This window comes from Cohaesibacter sp. CAU 1516 (genome assembly GCF_005771485.1).
Lineage (GTDB): Bacteria > Pseudomonadota > Alphaproteobacteria > Rhizobiales > Cohaesibacteraceae > Cohaesibacter > Cohaesibacter intestini.
On the sequence record NZ_VANT01000001.1, the window covers coordinates 625,024 to 640,331 of the forward strand.

General features: G+C 54.9%; 17 protein-coding genes and 1 tRNA gene. 4 read left to right on the forward strand and 14 right to left on the reverse strand.

Translation table 11 applies throughout. The features are described from left to right. Positions 1-109: 109 nt before the first annotated feature. The 9 genes from FDK21_RS02805 to sfsA form a co-directional block, all read right to left on the reverse strand. The gene (locus tag FDK21_RS02805) at positions 110-1,216 is read right to left on the reverse strand and encodes a branched-chain amino acid ABC transporter substrate-binding protein (protein WP_114009692.1); all 1,107 of its coding nucleotides are present in this window, start codon (positions 1,214-1,216) and stop codon (positions 110-112) included. A gap of 225 nt (positions 1,217-1,441) precedes the next feature. Then, positions 1,442-1,786 (reverse strand): DUF6867 family protein, encoded by a 345-nt coding sequence (locus FDK21_RS02810; protein ID WP_114009280.1) that lies wholly within the window; start codon positions 1,784-1,786, stop codon positions 1,442-1,444. 17 nt (positions 1,787-1,803) lie between these two features. After that, positions 1,804-2,529, reverse strand: coding sequence for an ABC transporter ATP-binding protein (locus FDK21_RS02815; protein WP_114009279.1), 726 nt, complete (start codon positions 2,527-2,529; stop codon positions 1,804-1,806). After that, positions 2,526-3,395, reverse strand: coding sequence for an ABC transporter ATP-binding protein (locus tag FDK21_RS02820; protein ID WP_114009278.1), 870 nt, complete (start codon positions 3,393-3,395; stop codon positions 2,526-2,528). The genes FDK21_RS02815 and FDK21_RS02820 overlap by 4 nt, the downstream gene beginning before the upstream one ends. Then, the gene (gene livM / locus FDK21_RS02825) at positions 3,392-4,684 is read right to left on the reverse strand and encodes a high-affinity branched-chain amino acid ABC transporter permease LivM (RefSeq protein WP_138147436.1); all 1,293 of its coding nucleotides are present in this window, start codon (positions 4,682-4,684) and stop codon (positions 3,392-3,394) included. The genes FDK21_RS02820 and livM overlap by 4 nt, the downstream gene beginning before the upstream one ends. 1 nt (position 4,685) lies before the next feature. Further along, the gene (locus tag FDK21_RS02830; RefSeq protein WP_114009276.1) at positions 4,686-5,600 is read right to left on the reverse strand and encodes a branched-chain amino acid ABC transporter permease LivH; all 915 of its coding nucleotides are present in this window, start codon (positions 5,598-5,600) and stop codon (positions 4,686-4,688) included. A 461-nt stretch (positions 5,601-6,061) separates the two neighbouring features. Further along, a complete protein-coding gene (gene radC, locus FDK21_RS02835) occupies positions 6,062-6,760 on the reverse strand; it encodes a DNA repair protein RadC (protein ID WP_114009275.1) in 699 nt (232 codons plus the stop codon). 9 nt (positions 6,761-6,769) lie between these two features. Further along, positions 6,770-7,606, reverse strand: a complete 837-nt coding sequence (map, locus tag FDK21_RS02840; protein ID WP_114009274.1) for a type I methionyl aminopeptidase — start codon at positions 7,604-7,606, stop codon at positions 6,770-6,772. Between the two features lie 98 nt (positions 7,607-7,704). Further along, a complete protein-coding gene (gene sfsA / locus FDK21_RS02845) occupies positions 7,705-8,406 on the reverse strand; it encodes a DNA/RNA nuclease SfsA (RefSeq protein ID WP_114009273.1) in 702 nt (233 codons plus the stop codon). 267 nt (positions 8,407-8,673) lie between these two features. Here sfsA and FDK21_RS02850 point away from each other — a divergent pair, with 267 nt between their 5' ends. The 4 genes from FDK21_RS02850 (at position 8,674) to FDK21_RS02865 (ending at position 12,406) form a co-directional block, all read left to right on the forward strand. Continuing rightward, positions 8,674-9,438, forward strand: a complete 765-nt coding sequence (locus FDK21_RS02850; protein ID WP_138147437.1) for a competence/damage-inducible protein A — start codon at positions 8,674-8,676, stop codon at positions 9,436-9,438. 72 nt (positions 9,439-9,510) lie between these two features. Further along, the gene (gpt, locus tag FDK21_RS02855; protein WP_114009271.1) at positions 9,511-10,017 is read left to right on the forward strand and encodes a xanthine phosphoribosyltransferase; all 507 of its coding nucleotides are present in this window, start codon (positions 9,511-9,513) and stop codon (positions 10,015-10,017) included. 205 nt (positions 10,018-10,222) lie between these two features. Next, positions 10,223-10,308, forward strand: a tRNA-Leu gene (locus FDK21_RS02860). A 241-nt stretch (positions 10,309-10,549) separates the two neighbouring features. After that, complete coding sequence (locus FDK21_RS02865) at positions 10,550-12,406, forward strand: SLC13 family permease (protein ID WP_138147438.1); 1,857 nt, start codon at positions 10,550-10,552, stop codon at positions 12,404-12,406. Between the two features lie 120 nt (positions 12,407-12,526). Here the strand turns inward: FDK21_RS02865 and FDK21_RS02870 are convergent, their stop codons facing one another. The 5 genes from FDK21_RS02870 to FDK21_RS02890 form a co-directional block, all read right to left on the reverse strand. Then, the gene (locus FDK21_RS02870) at positions 12,527-12,805 is read right to left on the reverse strand and encodes a hypothetical protein (RefSeq protein ID WP_138147439.1); all 279 of its coding nucleotides are present in this window, start codon (positions 12,803-12,805) and stop codon (positions 12,527-12,529) included. 214 nt (positions 12,806-13,019) lie between these two features. Next, on the reverse strand, positions 13,020-13,427 hold the full coding sequence (locus FDK21_RS02875; RefSeq protein ID WP_114009268.1) for a BA14K family protein: 408 nt from the start codon (positions 13,425-13,427) through the stop codon (positions 13,020-13,022). A 187-nt stretch (positions 13,428-13,614) separates the two neighbouring features. Continuing rightward, the gene (locus FDK21_RS02880) at positions 13,615-13,974 is read right to left on the reverse strand and encodes a BA14K family protein (RefSeq protein WP_138147440.1); all 360 of its coding nucleotides are present in this window, start codon (positions 13,972-13,974) and stop codon (positions 13,615-13,617) included. Between the two features lie 114 nt (positions 13,975-14,088). After that, positions 14,089-14,313, reverse strand: a complete 225-nt coding sequence (locus FDK21_RS02885) for a hypothetical protein (RefSeq protein ID WP_114009266.1) — start codon at positions 14,311-14,313, stop codon at positions 14,089-14,091. Between the two features lie 215 nt (positions 14,314-14,528). Then, complete coding sequence (locus FDK21_RS02890) at positions 14,529-14,858, reverse strand: BA14K family protein (protein WP_210238664.1); 330 nt, start codon at positions 14,856-14,858, stop codon at positions 14,529-14,531. Positions 14,859-15,308 lie beyond the last annotated feature (450 nt).

Sequence of the window (15,308 nt, forward strand, 5' to 3'; positions counted from 1 at the left end):
CCCTCAGAGCGATGGGGTCGGGACGGAAAAGGCCCCCGAAACACACTGTTCGGGAGCCTTCGTGGCGATCAACTAGAAAGTCGGGATATCAGCAAGGCTGATCAACCGATTATTTATAGTCGTATTTGCCTTTGCTCCACTTGTACCAGACATAGCCTGGCAGGGTCACGTCGCCTTTTTCGTCGAAGGAGAGGTTGCCCAGAACGGTGGAGAAATCGCCTTTGTTCAGTTCGGCATTCACGGCGTCATAATCCGTGGAGCCAGCTGCGGTGACGGCATCAGCCCAAGCCTGGATTGCTGCGTAGGTGTAAAGAACATAGCCTTCGGTGGTTTTGCCAGCGGCTTTGAATTTCTCTACAACAGGAGCGGCTTCCGGGTTGTCAGATGGGTTCGGCGAGAAGGTCATCAGGGTGCCTTCGCCAGCGTCACCGGTGATGGACCAATATTCGTCGGTCACCAGAGCGTCACCGGAGATCAGCACGGTGTCCATGCCCTGCTCACGCATCTGACGCACGATCAGGCCGGCTTCGGTGTGATAGCCGCCGACATAAAGCGCGTCGATTTTGGCCTGCTTCAGTTTGGAAACCAGTGCGGTATAGTCTTTCTCGCCTGCAGTGTAGGCTTCATACATCATAGACTTGCCGCCGAGCTTCTCAAGGTTGGCGAGGGTCTGGTCAGCCAGGCCTTTGCCGTAAGCGGTTTTGTCGTGGATGACAGCAATGTTCTTGTCGCCAAACTCTTCAAACAGCAGTTTGCCTGCCACTTCGCCCTGCTGGTCATCACGACCGCAAACACGGTAGGTGCCGCCATCCGGATTTGGACGCTCGTCGGTGAATTTCGGGTTGGTGGAAGCAGGCGAAATCTGGACGATGCCTTCTTCAGCATAAACAGCGGAAGCCGGGATAGAAGAACCGGAGCAGAAGTGGCCAGCCATGAAGACCACGCCTTTGCCTGCCATCTGGTTGGCAACAGCAACAGCCTGTTTCGGGTCGCAGGCGTCATCGCCAACTTCCAGAACGAGCTTTTCGCCATTGATGCCACCGGCAGCGTTGATGTCGGCAACAGCCTGCTCAGCGCCGATTTTCATCTGCTGACCGAAGGATGCATACTGACCGGTCATTGGGCCAGCGGTAGCAATAATGATGTCGGCATAAGCTGCGCTGGACAAAGCCAGAGAGCCTGCAAGTGCGACGCCTGCCAAAAGTGCTTTTTTCATGAAAATCTCCCGTGAGATGTTTGTGCGTTCCATTGCGATCGCGTCGACCACAATATTCTGGTGTGATTTTTTTATTGAACCTTACGGTCTGTCGAATTAGGGCTGAATTTTTTTGAATATTCAATCCCTTTTTTGTCGTCTTTAGAGCTAAACCATTGGAATATGGTCTTGTTCCGAGACGGAGAAGCGGCGGGTAGCCGTCGCTTCCAACCTCGTTACAGGGGATTAGCCCTGCTTGTCCCGCCAGCTGAGCGGGCTCACCTTCTCATACAGCCAGTTATACTGGTTGACCATCTGATTGGTCCGCGTGTAGCGGTAACCAAGCCAGCAGGCGGCCAGCAGGACTGCAAAGTCGATAATGTAGAAATGCAGCGAGAGTAGGGTGCCTTCGAACAGCGAGAAATGCAGAAAGCGAACGACAAGCGCCAGCAGCAGCATATAAATCGCGATTTGAAAGGGCGGACGCCAGGACAGGGCAATCCCCCGACCGGACATCCAGGCTGCACCACCGCCGATTAGGACGGTGAGAAAGAAAAAGGCCAAGAAGGAATTTTCCCAGAGCAAAGACATGGTGTTTCTCCTTGGTCTCAGTGTCTGCCGCCTTCGAGGTAGGCTGCCTGAACTTCTGGATTTTCCAGCAATTCATGGCCGCCACCCGAAAGGGTGATTTGCCCGTTGATCATGACATAGCCACGATGGGCAAGGCGAAGGGCGTGAAAGGCATTCTGCTCAACGAGGAAAACGGTCAGGCCCTGTTTTTCATTCAGTTCCTTGATGACCTCGAAGATCTGCTTGACGACCAGCGGTGCAAGACCAAGGGATGGTTCGTCGAGCATCAGCAGTTTTGGGCGGGACATCAGGGCGCGGGCAATCGCCAGCATCTGCTGTTCGCCACCGGACAGGGTGCCGCCGCGCTGGTTTTGCCGCTTCTCGAGGATCGGGAAGAGGTCGTACACCATACGCAGATCTTCGTCCATATGCGCATAATTGATGACCGAAGCCCCCATCAGCAGATTTTCCATCACCGTCATGCGGCCAAAAATGCGGCGGCCTTCCGGGGACTGGGCAATCGAGCGATGAGCGATTTCGTGGGTCGGCAGACGGGTGATGTCTTCGCCATTATAGGTGATGGTGCCTTCACGAGCCTTGGCGATGCCGCAGACGGTCATCATGGTGGTGGACTTGCCGGCACCGTTGGCTCCGATGATGGTCACGATCTCCCCTTCATTGACATCGATATCGATGCCGCGAAGGGCGATGATCTTGCCATAGTAGGTTTTGATCCCTCTGAGGCTGAGGAGTGGCTCGCTCATGAGATTGTCTCCTCTTGGTGGGCAATATGGGCTTCCGCTTCGGCAATCTCGACCTCATCGTCATCCACACCGAGATAGGCGGCGATGACATGCGGGTCATTCTGCACGAACTGTGCGTCCCCATCAGAGATCTTGACGCCATAATCAAGCACGACCACGTGATCGGAAATCTGCATCACCATCGACATGTCATGCTCGATCAGCAGAACTGCGGTGTCGTCAAGTTCGCGGATAGACAGAAGCAGCTGATTGAGTTCCAGCGTTTCCTTTGGGTTAAGACCAGCTGCGGGCTCGTCGAGGCAGAGCAGCTCGGGATTGGTGCACATGGCACGGGCAATCTCGAGGCGACGCTGGTCGCCGTAAGGCAGGTCCGCTGCCGGATCGTCGGCCCGGTCAATCAGATCGATGCGTTCGAGCCAAGTTTTGGCCTTCTCGATCGAGTCCTGTTCCGAGCGGCGGAAGGAGCCCAGTCCCAGTACGCCACCAATGGTGAAGAGGGAATCGACCATCAGTTTGTTATGCTGGGCAATCATCAGATTTTCCAGAACGGTCATGCCGCCAAACAGGCGGATATTCTGGAAGGTCCTTGCCACGCGGGCATGGTGGGAAATCTGGAAGTCGGGCATCCGCTCCAGCAGGAATTGCTCGCCATTGGCCCTGTTCATGGTGATGCAGCCTTCGGTCGGCTTGTAGAAGCCGGTGACGCAGTTGAAGACCGTGGTCTTGCCAGCGCCGTTGGGGCCGATCAGGGCGGTGATGTCCTTGCGACCGACCTCGAAGGACAGGTCGTTGATCGCCACCAGACCACCGAAGCGCATCGTGAGATGCTCAACGGTGAGGATTGGGTTGTCTTGCCAGCTTCTCATCCTTCACCCTCCGCAACGAGATCGCCGGATACGGCTTTCTTTTCTTTCAAATAGACGGATGGCTGACGACTGGAAACCAGACCACGCGGTTTCCAAACCATGATGACAACCATCAGAAGGCCGAAGACCAGCATGCGCAGCTCTTCCAGTTCTCGGAAGACCTCAAAGCCGCCGATCATGAAGATCGAGGCAATGACGACACCCAACTGGCTGCCCAGACCACCCAGAACCACAATGGCGAGGATGATTGCCGACTCGATGAAGGTGAAGCTTTCCGGTGAGATGAAACCCTGACGGGTTGCAAAGAAGGCACCGGCAAAGCCGCCAAACATGGCGCCCAGCGAGAAGGCAGTCAGTTTGGTGTTGGTGGTGTTGATGCCAAGCGAGCGACAGGCAATCTCGTCTTCGCGCAAAGCTTCCCATGCACGGCCAATCGGCAGGCGACGCAGGCGCATGGTGATGAAGTTGGTCAACAAGGCCAGCGCAAGGATGAGATAGAACAGGAAGATCACCCGGTGCAGCGAGGAATAATCCAGCCCGAAGAAATCGGCAAAGCCGTTCTTGCGAGTGAATTCCAGACCAAAGAAGCTGGGACGCGGAATACGCGAAATGCCGTCCGGACCTCCGGTAAACTCATACCAGTTGAGCAGCACGACACGAATGATCTCACCAAATGCCAAGGTTACGATGGCGAGGTAATCGCCGCGCAAACGCAGCACCGGGAAACCGAGGATGATGCCCCAAAATGCGGCAAGAATGCCGGCCAGTGGCAGACAAATCCAGAAGGAGAGGTCAAAATACTGGGCCAGCAGGGCGTAGGAATAGGCCCCCACGGCATAGAAGGCGACATAGCCCAGATCGAGCAGGCCAGCCAGGCCAACCACGATGTTCAGACCCCAACCAAGCATGATGTAGGTCAGAACCAGAATGCCAAGGTCAATCGCATAGCGGTTGCCATAGAAGGGCAGGGTGACGGCGAAGACCAACAATGCCGGACCAATTAAGGTTCCGATCTTGGTCAGGGTGTCGGTTTTCGGCATCAAGGATTTGGTGGCATCGGCGATGGCATTGTTGCCCTGCCAGATGAACAGGCCCATCAGCAGGCGACCAGCAAACACCACCGCAACCATGGTGGCAACCAGGGGCCACTCGGTTTTGAGGGCGAGGCCACCGGGGACAGTCTCGGTTTTCATGCCGACCATGATACAGGCCAGCGCAAGGGTGACGAGTGCCGCCAGACCTGCATCTTTCAATGCGGACTGGATGCGGCTTTGAGGTGCTGCAGACATATCAGACCTTCTCCACTTCTGGCTTGCCGAGCAAGCCGGATGGCAGGAAGATCAGGACGATTGCCAGGATCGAGAAGGCTGCCACATCCTTGTATTCAACGGAGAAGTAACCGGACCAGAAGGTCTCGATCAGGCCGATCAACAGGCCGCCAAGCATTGCGCCCGGCAAAGAGCCAATGCCGCCCAGAACCGCTGCGGTGAAGGCCTTCACCCCGGCCAAGAAGCCAATGAAGAAGTCGATCACGCCATAGTAAAGCAGGAACATGATGCCCGCGACCGATGCCAGAGCCGCCCCCATAACGAAGGTCAGCGAGATGGTGCGGTCGACATTGACGCCAAGCAGTGCTGCCATCTTCTGATCCTGCTCACAGGCGCGCTGGGCGCGGCCAAGAGAGGTCTTGTTGATCAGCAATGTGAAGCCGGCCATCAGGCAGACCGTGGTGACGATGATCAGGATCTGCATGTAGGACAGCTGAACAACGAACCCGTCTTTTTCCATCAACTGGAACCCGCCGGTGATCTGGGGCGGCAGCGGCTTGACGCGCGCGCCCTGAACGATCTGAACGAAGTTCTGAAGCACAATGGACATGCCGATCGCGGTGATGAGTGGAGCCAGTCGGAACGAACCGCGCAACGGGCGGTAAGCAAGGCGTTCGACGCTCCAGCCCCAAACCGAGGTCATCAGCATCGAAACAATCAGCACGATCAGCAGCGCAATCGGCAGAAAGGTGACGCCCATGGCGGTGATGGCCAGAAGGGTAATCAGTGCAATAAAGGCACCGACCATGAAGATGTCACCATGGGCAAAGTTGATCATGCCGATGATGCCATAAACCATGGTGTAACCAATGGCGATCAGGCCGTAGATCGACCCCAATGTGATGCCATTGATCAGCTGTTGTATAAAATATTCCATTTGACTCGCTGTTCCTGAGGTCTCGGTGGCTTGGTCACCACTTATTTTGTTTGGAATGTGATGCTTATTTTTGTGTTGAGATCTGTGTCCCGGACAACTTTTTAGCAAGAAGCGGGGACGGACACAAATGTTTCGAGCTTAAATTTGATCATTATTGCTGTTTTTCGGGATAAGTGCCCAAAATATGGTCAAATGATATGGGGCTTTCGGTACAAATGGCGTCGAAATAGCAGCCTTTTGGAAGGTTGATTGCGAAATAGTCGGTTTTTGTGGAATATATCCGCGCGGCTGGCTGTAAATTGTGCAAAGGTCACTGTGTTTTGTGACGAAAGTCTTAGATAATCTTGGCAATTGGGTGATGGTCACGTGCAAATACTGCATTGCAAATAAAAATGGGTGCGGCGCAGGATATTTGGTCGCAGCAATAGTGCGTATCTGTGTTTCGGGCAGTATTTGAAAGGTTAGATCAGGCCGAGACCGCGGAAACTTGTGTGACCATTGCGGGCGACAATGATGTGGTCATGGAGGGAAATGCCCAAGGGGTCAGCAGCGTCTGCTACCTGTTTGGTCATCTCGATGTCAGCCCGTGACGGGGTGGGGTCGCCGCTGGGGTGATTGTGGACCATAATGATCGCAGTGGCTGACAGTTCCAGCGCCCGTTTGACCACTTCGCGGATATAGACAGGGGTATGATCGACCGTGCCGGTCTGCTGCACCTCGTCGGCGATCAGGGCGTTCTTCTTGTCAAGAAAGAGAATGCGGAATTGTTCGATGTCGTTAAAGGCCATTGCTGTGCGGCAATGATCGAGCACGGCCTGCCATGAGGACAGAACCGGGCGGTCCTTGACCTGATCCGAGGCAAAGCGGGCGGCGGCGGCCTGCACGAGCTTTAGATCGGTGACAACGGACTGGCCAATGCCATCCATTTCCAGCAACAACTTTTCAGGGGCTGAGAGGACTTCAGCGAATGAGCCGAAACGGTTGATCAGGGCTTTTGCCAGTGGTTTGGTGTCCCGGCGCGGAATGCTGCGAAACAGAAGCAACTCGAGCAACTCGTAATCATGCAGCGCTTCGGCACCGGCTTCGCGAAATTTGCCACGAAGCCTGTCCCTGTGTCCCACATAATGGGGTGTGCCTGCTGAATCCTTCAAACCGCGCATCGGCTCTCCCTAGCTGTTGGGCGTCAGATAGGGTGGCTTGTCGTAGCCTGCCGGCGACAAGGTGAAGATTTCGCAGCCATCGTCGGTGATGCCCACGGAATGCTCGAACTGTGCCGACAGGGACCGGTCGCGGGTGACCGCTGTCCAGCCGTCGTTCAGCACCTTCACATGAGGTTTTCCCAGATTGATCATCGGCTCAATGGTAAAGATCATGCCGGGCTTCAGCTCCACGCCTTCACCCTTGCGACCATAATGAAGGATGTTGGGCGCATCGTGAAACAGGCGTCCAAGGCCATGGCCGCAGAAATCGCGCACGACGCCGCAGCGTTCCCGCTCAGCAAATTCCTGAATGGCGGCGCCAATGTCACCGGTCGTGTTGCCGGGCTTGGCAGTCGCGATGCCGATTTGCAGTGCTTCATAGGTGACGTCGATCAGCCGCTCAGCCGCCCGCTTGATCTGGCCGACCGGATACATGCGTGAGCTGTCTCCATGCCAGCCATCCAGAATATAGGTGACATCGACATTGACAATGTCGCCTTCCTTCAGGGGTTTGTCATTGGGGATACCATGGCAGACCACATGGTTGATGGAAGTGCAGCTGCATTTGGTATAACCACGATAGTTAAGGGTTGCGGGCAGGGCATTGTTTTCTTCGCAAAAGGTGCGGATGTAATCATCAATGGCTTGGGTGGTGACGCCGGGGGCAATCATTTCTGCTACGCCATCAAGGGCGCGGGCTGCCAATTGCCCGGCGCGACGCATGCCTTCGAAAGCCTCTTCACCAAAGAGTCTGATGTCACCAGTGTTGCGCATTGGGCCATCGGTGGCCGCAATATAATTTACCATTGGGTCGGTTCCGTTTGTCGTCTTCTTTGTTTGGCTGAGACATGTTGATCGCCGTTCAGCCCTGATTGGGGACTATGTTCCGCTTTTTGTATTCTCTGTCAATCGGCAAAGGACAGGGCATGGGAGAGATGAATACCCTGCTCCGTAATATCACAGGCATAAACCAGTGCTTCCACACCTCGGGCGCGGGCCTGAGTGAAGGCCGTGGCATAAGCAGGATCAATGTCATCAGCAAGAGCAAAGCGATCACAGTCCGTACGATTGACCAGATAGAGCATCACAGCTCGCTTGCCTTCTTCGACCATGTCCCCCAATTCAACCAGATGCTTGGCACCTCGCTTGGTGACCGAATCCGGAAATTCTGCCAGCCCCGCTTGCCGCAGGAGGTGGACATTCTTCACCTCCACATAGCAGTCGGCCTTGTCCGGATCTTCGAGCAGCAGATCGATGCGGCTGTTTTTGCCGTATTTCACTTCCCGCCTGAGGGTCTGATAGCCGCTCACCTCGGGGATCTTGTCGGCCAGAATGGCTTCTTCGACGATGCGATTGGGAAGGGCGGTGTTGATGCCGATCATTGCATCGTCCAACTGCAGCAGCTCCCAGCTATAGGCAAGCTTGCGCTTGGGGTTGTTCGATTTTGACAGCCAGACGCGCGTGCCGGGATCCTTGAGGCCGAGCATCGAGCCGGGATTGGCGCAATGGGCGGTGATGATCGAGCCATCTTCGAGTTCGATATCGGCAAGGAAACGCTTGTAACGCTGGATAAGGCGACCGGATATGAGGGGGCTTTCGAATAACATGATCTTTTTTCTAGTGCGCTATGATCTGAGTTTGCGTGCGATTGGCGGTGCGGTAGGGTCATGCCGGATCATTGTGGCGAATCTAACCTATCTATTTGTTGAGAGTTGGGGCGAGAGAATCAACCGCATCTTGTGGCAAAGGCGCGCATGGGTTAAAGCGAAGTGCATTCAACGCGCCCTGTGACTGGCTCTGTGCCGTACGAAACGCACCGTACTGGCGAGCTGTGTTGCCACAGTGCAAGCAGATCATGCTCCAATAGAGGATCTATGGCAATGGATGCAAAAATCAAGACAGCCGCCATATTGGTGATCGGGGACGAGATCCTGTCCGGTCGCACCAAAGACCGGAATGTCGGCTTCATTGCGGATTATCTCACCCAGCTTGGCATCGATTTAAAAGAGGTCCGGATCGTCTCTGACGATATGGAAGCGATCATTGATGCGGTCAACGCGCTGCGGGCGCAGTATGATTATGTCTTTACAACTGGCGGCATCGGGCCAACCCATGATGACATCACTGCGGATGCGGTGGCCGCAGCCTTTGGTGTGGGAATCGATCACGACCCGCGCGCGATGGCAATTCTTGAGGCTCACTATGCCAAAATGCCCGGGGCCGATTTCAATGACGCCCGCAAGCGCATGGCGCGAATCCCATTTGGGGCTGATCTGATCGAGAACAAGGTTTCCAGTGCGCCGGGCTTCCGGTTGGGCAATGTGCATGTGATGGCCGGCGTCCCTTCTGTCATGCAGGCCATGATGGATGCCATTGCGCCCACTCTGGAAGCCGGCAGCCAGATCGAAAGTGTTACAATCGATACCGGATTGGGCGAGGGGATCGTGGCCGGACGTCTGGGCGAGGTGCAAAAGGCCCATCCCGGCGTGGTTATCGGCTCCTATCCCTATATCCGTGATGATCTGTTCGCGACCAATATCGTCCTGCGCAGTCGGGACCAGAAAGCGCTGATGGCTGCAAAACTGGCCGTCGAAGCGCTGATTGAAGAACTCAAAGACCAGCAACAAAAGCAATTTTAGGTCGTCCGGCGGGGCCTTGCCGGGCCTGTCGATGGCTGCAACCCTCTTGTCTCTTGGAAGGATTGAAATCCGATGTCTGAAGCGTCCAACAATGCATTCCCCGTCTATTGGGAACAGTTTCACCGCGATTGCCGCGCCCTTGCCTGGCGTTTGAAGGGCGTCGCTGAATGGAAGGCGATTGTCTGCATCACCCGTGGCGGTTTGGTGCCTGCCGCGATCATTGCCCGTGAACTCGGAGTGCGGATGATCGATACGGTCTGTGTGGCTTCCTATCATGACTATGAGAGTCAGGGCGAGATGGATGTGATCAAGCCCATCGACCCGTCTGTGGTCGATGTTCATGGGGGGGAAGGCGAAGGCGTGCTGATCATCGACGATCTGGTCGATACGGGCAAAACTGCCAAAGTGGTGCGCGCAATGCTGCCCAAAGCGCACTTCGCAACTGTCTATGCCAAGCCGATGGGACGACCGCTGGTCGACACCTTCGTGACTGAAGTTTCGCAGGACACATGGATCTATTTCCCATGGGATATGGGGCTGCAATTTCAGGCTCCAATCGCCAAGGGACATGAAGGTTAGGCTGAGTCGTTTGGCGAATTTGGAACGTTAAAATAGTGTTTCACAATTGTTTCATGGGCATTCGAGGCTTCTTCGGGTGCCCATTTTCTTGTGTATTTGTAACGTTAGACCCCTTCTGAGCTTGTGGATCGCGGTAATCCACTTGCTTGCAATTGCCCAAACTACGCATTAGCAATGATCCGACTCGTATCAACGAGCTTTATTTGCGGGCATGGCGGAATTGGTAGACGCAAGGGACTTAAAATCCCTCGATCCTAGATCGTCCGGGTTCGAGTCCCGGTGCCCGCACCAAGCGGATTTCCTGATCTTTTCGCTATCCGCTCCCTTCTTTCTCCTTGCAACAGTTGCACCCGTTTCCGACTGCAGCCCGTTTGGGTGCAAAAGGGGCGAATGTCGGCCTTTTTACGGAGGTTGCAACGCTTAAACCGGGTGCAACAGGGCCTTTAAGCTAGTGGCAGCTTGGTTGTAGCTGGACTATTCTGTGGCTGTCTAAATTCCGCCTAATTTCTACTCACATGCAAATGGGCCTGCCATGGAACCGAACACAATCTACGTATTTGCTGTGTTGGCTATCGCCATCATTATGTTCGTCAGCGATAAAGTCCGTCTCGACCTTGTCGCTATTCTCGTAATCTTCGCACTGGTACTTGGTCACAAGATCACCGGTGGCGCACCAATCATCTCCGCCAAACAGGGCGTGGCCGGCTTCGGGGCAACCGTTGTTCTCCTTATCGGTGGCTTGTTCCTGGTTGGTGAAGGTCTTGCTCAGACCGGCGTGTCCTACGCCATGGGCGACAAGATCGTTGAATGGGCCGGTACAGGACGCATCAAGCTGATCGCGCTTCTGATGACCGCTGTTGCGATCATCTCCGCATTCATGAGCTCCACGGGCGCCGTGGCCATCTTCATTCCTGTTGCTATCCGTCTTGCACAGCGTGCAAACATGAAGCGCCAGGAAGTGCTGATGCCTCTGTCCTTTGGTGCTTTGATCGGTGGTATGTTGACCCTGATCGGTACCCCTCCAAACATCGTTGCAGCTGACCAGCTGAAACGTGCTGGTCTGGAGCCTTTCGAATTCTTCACCTTCACCCCAATCGGCCTGGTCATTCTGGCACTGGGTGTTGGTTACTTCGCACTGTTCGGCGGCGCGCTGCTGAAAAAAGTTGGTCGTAAAGACGTTGTCGAAGGCGAAGAAGAAGTCAAAGCTGGCTCGATCCTTTCCTTCCTGCAGCGTTATGAAATCGAAGAGCGCGCTGTTCGTCTGAAAATCAACGACAATTCCGGTCTTGTTGGTAAAACCGCTGTAGACGCTCTGCTGCGTACCCAGCTTGGTGTTTCCGTCTTTGGTCTGCAACAGGCTAAAAATGGCAACAAACTGGTTTCTGCACATTCCGCTATCCCATTCGCTGCTGGCGATGTGGTCTATGGTGTGAAAGCTGCTGATATTGACGAAGGCAAGCTGAAAGAACTCGGCCTGACCCTGATGCCTAAGAGCGAAGATGACTTCCATCTTTCCGCTCGTGAACTCGGCCTGGCTGACCTCATCGTCACCCAGAATTCCGAGCTGGTTGGTCAGAACCTGAAAGAAAGCAACTTCCGTAAGCGTCACAACCTTGGTGCCGTTGGCGTCATGCGTCGTGGTCAGCCGCTGGAAGGCAACTTTGCTGAAACCAAACTCGAGTTTGGCGATCAGCTGCTGGTTGCTGGTGACTGGAACAACATCAAAACCCTCAACAAACGCTCCAAAGACTTCCTGGTTGCTTCGCTGCCAGAAGAAATCGAAGACGTTGTTGCCAAGCCACATCTGGCATGGGTTTCCGTTGGTGTTGTTGCTCTGATGCTGGCTCTGCTGGTCTTCAAGCTGGTGCCTTCTGTTATCGCCATTCTGATGGCTTCCGTGCTGATGGTTCTGACCAAATGCGTGGACGGCAAAGATACCTACAAGGTTATCAACTGGCAGTCGCTGGTTCTCATCGCCGGTATGTTGCCAATGGCAACGGCTCTGAAGTCTTCCGGTGGTCTGGAATTCGTTGTGAATACGCTGCTGGCAGCGGTTGGTGATAGTGGTCCATATGTCCTTCTGGCATCGATCTTCGTCATCACCTCCCTGTTCTCTCAGGTTATTTCCAACACCGCGACCTCTGTTCTGCTCGCTCCAATCGCGATTGGTGCTGCACAGGCCATGGGCGTGTCTCCATACCCAATCATGATGGGTGTTGCGATTGCTGCTTCTACCGCATTCGCTACGCCGGTTGCTTCCCCAGTGAACATGCTGGTTCTGGAACCAGGCAACTATCGCTTCGTTGACTTTGCGATTGTTGGTCTGCCACTGCAGATCCTGGCGTTCCTTGTATCGCTGGTCGCAATCCCAATGTTCCTGCCATTCTAATCGATTGGCCGACAAGGGGCCGGTGCAATGCATCGGTCCTGAACGGGAAAGAAATCAAAAACCAGGACACCTCGCGGTGCCCTGGTTTTTTCTATTGTGCGGCTCGCTTGAAAAAGCGGGCTATTTTTTTGCCCGAAGGATTTTCTCACCAATGGTGAAGGCCAGATGCGAGGTGATCATCATGGCGACCACCGCAAGAATGGCCATCAGGCTGTAATGGCTGACCGCCTGTTTGGCAAACCAGGCCTGATTGAGAAACATGAAGCCACTGGCAGCCACCAACGCTGCAATGCTTGCATGGAGGCGGTTGCGCAATATCGTGCAGATCACGAAATTGGCGATGCCCGGCGGGCTGAACATGACGGTGAGGATGAAACTGAAATAGGCGGCTGCGTCCATGGGTCTTTCCTTGCAGATCTGATCGGCGCAGGCGTGGTTGGCGTCACGGGAAGCACTTTGCCTGCTGTGCGGCCGATGATGCATGGTCCTTGGCAGAAAGAAAAGCCGCTTGTCGGCAAAATGTCCGACCCTGTCCATCAATCATGCAATGAAAAACCCCCAAGCATAAGCTGCAAGGGGGTCTGTCATGTTTCAGGATATATGCTGCTGGAGCTTACCGGCAAAAGCGCTTGCGGCCGCTATAGGTGGTGAAATAGCCAGTCCGTGGATTGAAAGACCGGTATTTGTTGGAGCAATAGCGATACCATGCCCGAGTCCATGGTCTGGGGCGCCCGGAATAAACCGGTGAGGCCCGATAGGAGCGGGCGCGGTGGCAATGGCGCACGCCATTATGGGTGTGGCACCCTCTGCGAAAGGTGCGGTGATAGTGGTTGCGGGCACGATTCCAACGCTTGTTGCTGTGGTGATAAAGCGCAGCAGCGCCAGCAGCGCCGATCACAATGCCGGCAACGAAAGCCCCTGTGCGGCTTCTGGCCTGCGCGTCCGAGGTTGGAACGGTGATCATCAGCGCAGGGAGAATCGCAGCAACTAGCAGATATATGGATAGATTTCGTCTGATCATTGGTGCTCCTTGGAGGTTTGGATGTCAACCAGTGCGATAGCCCATGCAGACAGGATACGGATTTAAGTGGCGGAAATGGGGTGCGGTGATCACATAATTTTGATGTTTGCCTCAAGCGGTTGTGCCGCCATGCACAACAGCGCATGGCGGCACAATGCCTTTGAGATGTCTTGGGAAGGCTTGGCGTTTAGCGGCAGAACCGTTTGCGACCGCCATAGGAGGTGAAGTAACCGGTGCGCGGATTGAACGACCGATACTTGCTGGAGCAGTAGCGGTACCAGGCACGGGTCCAAGGGGCCGGACGACCATAATAGCGAGCGCGATGCGGGCGATAGCGCGGGCCATAATAACGATGGCCGTAATAGCGGTGGCCATGGTGACGGTGGCGGGCGTGGGCGATGGTGCCAACGGCAAGTCCGGTAATGGCGCCTGCCACTAAGGCTCCGCCACGCCCGCGGGCTTCGGCTTCGGTGGTTGGGGCGGCAAAGGTGGCGGCGGTTGCGAGTGTGGCAACCAGAGCAAAAGTGGTGATGGCTTTCTTAAACATGGTCTCTCTCCGTTTAGGTTAAACAATTGCTTTTGGCTTAATTGCGTGATCGGCGCTCTTTGTTGCGTCGTTGCGTCCCTCACATTGATACGACGCAGTGGTGGCCGGAATGGTTCAAACTTTTTTCGCGGCCTTTTCGAGAAAGATGATGTGCAACTGGGGCTGAGTCTGAGCAGAGGCGCGTTGGGTGACTTTGGTGCTGCTGCGCTCGACAATGACGCCTGCCGCTTCTGCGAGTTTGCGGCCGCCTGACAATTTGCAGGCCTGATCCGGCAAAGAGAAAATCAGGGCTCCAACGATAGCCACCAAGAAGGCAATGAATTTGGTTTGACGGGGCATGGTGGATCCTGACTTGTCTGGTTCGGGGTGGATGGAATGGTCTTTTCTTGGGATATGGCCTTTCTCGTAGGTCGCTCTGAAAGGCCAATTGGTTCAATTGTTTGCAGCGGCCTATTTGGGGGGAGGAGCGCCGGGAAGGGGCACAAAAAAAGGGCTGCCGGAAAGGCAGCCCAAGGGGAAGGTCAAAAGGAAGGATGTCGCGTGGTCCTACACTTTTAGCGGCAGAAGCGTTGACGGCCACCGTAAGAGATGAAGTAGCCGGTATGCGGGTTGAAGGACCGGTAGCGGGCAGAGCAGTAATCATACCAGGCTGGGGTCCAGGGTGCCGGGCGACCGTAATAGACTGGTGCCGGAGCATGGTGGCGATAAGAGTGGTTATGGCGGTTGGCTGCGATGGCTCCGACGGTCAAGCCAGCGACGGCACCGAAGGCAAAGGCTGCGCGACGGCCGCCTGCGGCTTCTGCTTCCGCCGTTGGCAGGGCGACCGTTGCGCCTGCGGTTACGGTTGCGATGGTGGCGATGGTCATAATGGTTTTCTTGAACATGGTTTCTCTCCGAAAGGGTGTGTGTCTGATCTGAAGGTCTTGTGTGTCGCTTTTTTGAAACTGTGTGGCGGTGTTTTCCGCCGCCTATACTCATCAGTCGCGGCCAAAGGCAAAAGGGTTCAAAAAAGTTTGGATTTTTTTCGGTGTTTTTAAAAGGACATTGAATTTGCTGAATAATTTATATCCATCCTTTCTTGAGATGAGGCTTTCCTAATGGTTTGGACCGGGAGGAAAGGGGGAGTGAGAGGGGCATCGAGGGAGAAGTAGCCATAAATGGGCGGTGTCAGATGTTCATCCACTATTGATGATCGGCCGGGATGCTCTTTGCAGCTCGCCGTCACATGGACGCAACGCTGCAAACATGCAGCCGTTGGGTTTTCGCCAAAGCTGTGCCATTAATAGGGAGGTGCAGGGAGACAAAGAATTTTTCATTTCTTTGAACCAAACTGC

Excerpts from the sequence above, each read along its gene's own strand:
- FDK21_RS02805 (WP_114009692.1), bottom strand. The coding sequence starts at position 1,216 with ATGAAAAAAGCACTTTTGGCAGGCGTCGCACTTGCAGGCTCTCTGGCT.
- FDK21_RS02810 (WP_114009280.1), bottom strand. The coding sequence starts at position 1,786 with ATGTCTTTGCTCTGGGAAAATTCCTTCTTGGCCTTTTTCTTTCTCACC.
- FDK21_RS02815 (WP_114009279.1), bottom strand. The coding sequence starts at position 2,529 with ATGAGCGAGCCACTCCTCAGCCTCAGAGGGATCAAAACCTACTATGGC.
- FDK21_RS02820 (WP_114009278.1), bottom strand. The coding sequence starts at position 3,395 with ATGAGAAGCTGGCAAGACAACCCAATCCTCACCGTTGAGCATCTCACG.
- livM (WP_138147436.1), bottom strand. The coding sequence starts at position 4,684 with ATGTCTGCAGCACCTCAAAGCCGCATCCAGTCCGCATTGAAAGATGCA.
- FDK21_RS02830 (WP_114009276.1), bottom strand. The coding sequence starts at position 5,600 with ATGGAATATTTTATACAACAGCTGATCAATGGCATCACATTGGGGTCG.
- radC (WP_114009275.1), bottom strand. The coding sequence starts at position 6,760 with ATGCGCGGTTTGAAGGATTCAGCAGGCACACCCCATTATGTGGGACAC.
- map (WP_114009274.1), bottom strand. The coding sequence starts at position 7,606 with ATGGTAAATTATATTGCGGCCACCGATGGCCCAATGCGCAACACTGGT.
- sfsA (WP_114009273.1), bottom strand. The coding sequence starts at position 8,406 with ATGTTATTCGAAAGCCCCCTCATATCCGGTCGCCTTATCCAGCGTTAC.
- FDK21_RS02850 (WP_138147437.1), top strand. The coding sequence starts at position 8,674 with ATGGCAATGGATGCAAAAATCAAGACAGCCGCCATATTGGTGATCGGG.
- gpt (WP_114009271.1), top strand. The coding sequence starts at position 9,511 with ATGTCTGAAGCGTCCAACAATGCATTCCCCGTCTATTGGGAACAGTTT.
- FDK21_RS02865 (WP_138147438.1), top strand. The coding sequence starts at position 10,550 with ATGGAACCGAACACAATCTACGTATTTGCTGTGTTGGCTATCGCCATC.
- FDK21_RS02870 (WP_138147439.1), bottom strand. The coding sequence starts at position 12,805 with ATGGACGCAGCCGCCTATTTCAGTTTCATCCTCACCGTCATGTTCAGC.
- FDK21_RS02875 (WP_114009268.1), bottom strand. The coding sequence starts at position 13,427 with ATGATCAGACGAAATCTATCCATATATCTGCTAGTTGCTGCGATTCTC.
- FDK21_RS02880 (WP_138147440.1), bottom strand. The coding sequence starts at position 13,974 with ATGTTTAAGAAAGCCATCACCACTTTTGCTCTGGTTGCCACACTCGCA.
- FDK21_RS02885 (WP_114009266.1), bottom strand. The coding sequence starts at position 14,313 with ATGCCCCGTCAAACCAAATTCATTGCCTTCTTGGTGGCTATCGTTGGA.
- FDK21_RS02890 (WP_210238664.1), bottom strand. The coding sequence starts at position 14,858 with ATGTTCAAGAAAACCATTATGACCATCGCCACCATCGCAACCGTAACC.